General features: G+C 69.4%; 3 protein-coding genes and 1 pseudogene. All 4 read right to left on the minus strand.

Features of this window, described 5'->3' with window-relative positions; all coding sequences use genetic code 11:
- Positions 1 to 121 precede the first annotated feature (121 nt).
- Positions 122 to 1,411: a heme biosynthesis HemY N-terminal domain-containing protein gene (locus tag PSV33_RS04600; RefSeq protein ID WP_300559250.1), complete on the minus strand. Its 1,290-nt coding sequence runs from the start codon at positions 1,409 to 1,411 to the stop codon at positions 122 to 124.
- Positions 1,412 to 1,425: 14 nt separating this feature from the next.
- Entirely contained in the window at positions 1,426 to 2,571 is a 1,146-nt protein-coding gene (locus PSV33_RS04605) for a uroporphyrinogen-III C-methyltransferase (RefSeq protein ID WP_300559254.1), read from the minus strand.
- Positions 2,572 to 2,621: 50 nt separating this feature from the next.
- Positions 2,622 to 3,431, minus strand: coding sequence for a uroporphyrinogen-III synthase (locus tag PSV33_RS04610; protein ID WP_300559252.1), 810 nt, complete (start codon positions 3,429 to 3,431; stop codon positions 2,622 to 2,624).
- A pseudogene (locus tag PSV33_RS04615) lies at positions 3,428 to 3,723 on the minus strand (hydroxymethylbilane synthase); the annotation flags it as partial. The gene PSV33_RS04610 and the pseudogene PSV33_RS04615, both read right to left, overlap by 4 nt.

Here is a 3,723-nt window from a genome sequence, read left to right on the forward strand (position 1 = left end):
TTCTTTGGCGACGCAAAGAAAAGTGCCTCGCCCGCCGGGGCGAGACCCGGCTTGCAGGATGTCCCACCGCAGCGCAAGCTTGCACAAACTTCAACAAGCTCAGACCGAACGGGCAGAAAAACTAGACTTCCGCCGCCCGCTTGTAAGCCTGCGCCTCAGCCACCGCGTCCCCGCGCTGCCCGGCCAGCAGCGCCAGTGCGCGCCAGGCATTGCGGTGCAAGGTGCTGTCCTGCAAGGCCAGCACAGCCTGGGACAGCAATTGCTGGGCCTTGCCCCAGAGCTGACGCTTCAGGCAGGCCATGCCTGCGAGGTACTGGACATTGGCATCACGCGGCCGCAGCTGCTGCGCCGTCTCGATGCGCGCCAGCCAGGCGGCATCGATGGAGTCCAGCCCCTGCTCGAGCACCCGGATCAGCTTGATACGCTGGGAGTCGCTGACCTCGGAGTGCAGCCGCATCACCGGCTCCCAGACCTGCAGCAACCAGCTGCGGGCCAGGTCGGCGTCGCCGTGCAGGGCCATCAGCCGCGCGGCGGCATGGATCACCAGCTCAGGCATGGCGCGCTCGACGGCGTCGAGGGACTGCCAAGCGGTTTGCAGTTGCGCCGGATCATGGGCGCCGCCGAGCAGCTCAAGCGCCAGCCCGCGCACAATGCTTTGCGCCGCAGAGGGTGAAAAAGCCCGGTGTTTGGCCAGCAGGCGTGCGGTTTCCAGTGCCTGTGAAATCTGCCCGGCCTGGCGTGTGGCGCGCAGTTTGGTGCGCAGCGCCAGGGTGCGGCGCGATGCGCCCTGCGGCAACTGGTTGAGCAGCTCCAGCGCGCCGACCGGGTCCCGGTCGTCGAGTGCCCAGCGCGCGGCGCGCAGCTGCACCCCTTCACGGGTCTCCTGGGCAATCCGGTGGCTGCTGACCTCCAGCGCCTGTTGCAGTTGTTCCTCCCGCTGGGTCCGGTTCTGCAGGGCCTGCGCACTTTCGGCAGCCAGCAGGTGCGCCAGCAAACGGAGCTGGGTCGCGCGCGCCGGACTGTAGCCGCCGACATGGCCGGAGGCCTGGGCCAGCAGGCTGAGGCTTTTTTCCTGGGTGATGGCGTTCTGCGCGAGCTTGGCCGCACGGATAAAGCGCCCGGCCATCAGGTGCGACAACGCGTCCATGAAGGCGGCGTACATGGCGCGCTCTTTTTGCTGGGCACGCCAGCGCCTGGCCTCGGCCGGCAGCGAAAACACCGCCACCGTGGCACGCAACGCCAGGTACAGCAGGGTGAACAGGCCGGCCAGCAGCAGCACCAGCAGGTTGAAGGAAATGTCGACACGGTGCGGCGGCCAGAACAGCGTGACCACCGCCTGGTTGTTGCCGGCCACCAGTGCCACCGCCACCGCGATGCCGAACAGGGCCAGGAGCCAGAGAGCGCTGCGCATAACCTGTTCCCCTGCTAGCGGCCTGCAGCCGCCGTGGCCAGCGCGGCCAGGGTTTCGTCCAGGCGCGGCAGCTCGCTGGACTTCATCTGGCTTTGCACCTGCTGCAGCAGCTGGGTTGCCGCCTGGGTCCTGCGCGACGCGGGGTCAAAGTACTTCGCCACCGAGGCACCGGCAGCGGCCAGGTCGGAACGGGCGCTGGCCGTCTGGCGCGACAGCAGGCCGAGCCGTGCATTGAGCAGTTTGAGCTTGAGGTTTTCACGCAGGAAAAACGCCTGCTCGGGCGCCAGCAGGGCCGCGTCGGGCTGGTCGATGCGGCTCACGCGCAACAGGCCGCGGGCTTCGTCCAGCGTGCCCTGCAGCGTGCGCTGCCACCAGGCCCGGAGCGCCCGGCTGTCCAGCCAGGCCATCGAGGTGCCGGCTGCGGAGGCGGGCTGGGCGGGTGCGGGCGCAGCCACCGGCAGCACCGGACGGGCGGCGACAGCACTGGTGACCATCGCGTTGGCCAGCGGCAGATCGTCCACCGCGCGCGTCAATTCGTCGAGTTTGAGCAGCAGGCCGGGCACATCGGTCACCGTCGTGGCCTTGATGCGCTCCACATCCCTGGCGATGGCGCGTTGCAGCGGGTTGAGGCGCGGCTGCGCGGCGCGCGCCAGCCGCTGGTCGGCTGATTTGAGTGCCGCCAGCAGGGGCTCGGCGCTACCGGTCAGCTGGGCCTGCTGCTGGGCCAGCCGCAACGCGGACTCCACATCGACCACCAGGTTTTCATCGCGCGAACGCGACAGGCTCTGCATCAGTTCTTCCAGCTGGGTGCGCTGCAGGCTCACTTCGCTGAGCCGCGTCTCCAGCAGCGCCAGCCGTGCCGTCAATTCACGCGTGCCTTCCTGCGCCTGGCGCGCCAGCGTGCGGGCCTCGATGGCCTGCGCGGTCGAGTCGGTGCTGCGCCGCGCCAGTTCTTCCTGGATATTGCCAAGCTTCTGCCACAGCAGGATGCCGAGAACGAGGCCGGCGACAGCCACCCACCCGGTCACCAGCAACCAGCGACGGTTGGTGGCCCCCACGCTCCCCACTGCGTGAGCCTCCGGCGACTCGCTGCCCCTTTCACTTGAGAATGGGGCTGAACTTGCTCGGGGCGGCCCTTCGCTGCGTTCGGCCGCCGACACGCGCTCCGCAGCTGGCACCGGCAAGGGAGGGGGGACGGGTTCGCTGTCGCTCATGGTGACATTGATTCTATCGAGCCCACGATGTCTGTTATCTCCGGCCGTGACTGAACAACAACACCCCAGCCGGCGGCACGCGCCGCTTCGGCAATGCGCGGGTGGGTGGCGACAGCGCGGGCACGCGACCAGTCGCCCGCCGGCAGGTGGGCCAGCGCCTCGGAGCTGCTCAGCAGCCAGACCGAGCCGTCGTGCGCCGCGGCGTCGATGCGCTGGCGCTGCGCTTCGGTGAACACCGGTGCGCGGCGCTGGTACACCGCCACCACATCGACACGTGCACCTGCGGCGACAAATTGCTGCGCCAGCCAGTCGCGCCCGGCACCGCCCGCCTGATCCTGGCCTGCGCCCTGACCGCGCACGATGAGCACGCGCCGGCCCTGCCAGTGGCGCCGGCCAAGCACCGCCCACAAGGCTTCGGAATCAAACTGCCCGGCGTCTGCCGCCGGAGCGTCGATCAACGCGTCGGGCACGCCGGCCCGGCGCAGCGCGGCCACCGTGCCCGGACCGGGCGCCAGCCAGCGTGGCCCTGTACTTGCTACTGAATCAGGAGCTGCTTGCGCCCTGTCTACAAGGGCTGCAGCCTGATTTGACGTAAAAAATCCGTCCACGGCGTTGCCGCTGACAAACATCAAGGCGGAATAAGCGTCGATCTCGCGCCAAGCCTGCTGCAGGGCCGGTGTTTCGGCCAGTGCGACGATGTCGATCAGGGGCAGCGCTTCGGCCTGCAGGCCGTGCGCCTGCAGCGCCTGCACCCAGCCGGCCGCCTCGCGCTCAGGCCGGGTGACGACGACACGCACAGCGTTCAAGGCTGCGGTACATTGGCGGCCCAGACGGCGCCGCCGGCCCGCAGGGAAGCGGCCACACGTTCACCCAGGGCCTCGGCGTCGGCGAAGCTGCGAACCGGCGCACGGTGTTCGGCGCGCACCAGCGGCTGGCCGGCCACCCCTTGTCCGTCCGCGCCGGGCTCCCCCCAGGCGGCTTGCAGGGTCATCTCGTCGCCTTGTTGCGGTTCGCGGATGAACGCGGCCAGAGGCATCGAACAACTGCCGCCCATGGCGCGCGACACGGTGCGCTCGGCCGTCACGGCCAGCCAGGTCG

This window comes from Polaromonas sp., assembly GCF_029945895.1.
Taxonomy (GTDB): domain Bacteria; phylum Pseudomonadota; class Gammaproteobacteria; order Burkholderiales; family Burkholderiaceae_C; genus Polaromonas.

Coding starts and splice junctions, on each gene's coding strand:
- PSV33_RS04600 (WP_300559250.1), bottom strand. CDS start 1,411: ATGCGCAGCGCTCTCTGGCTCCTGGCCCTGTTCGGCATCGCGGTGGCG.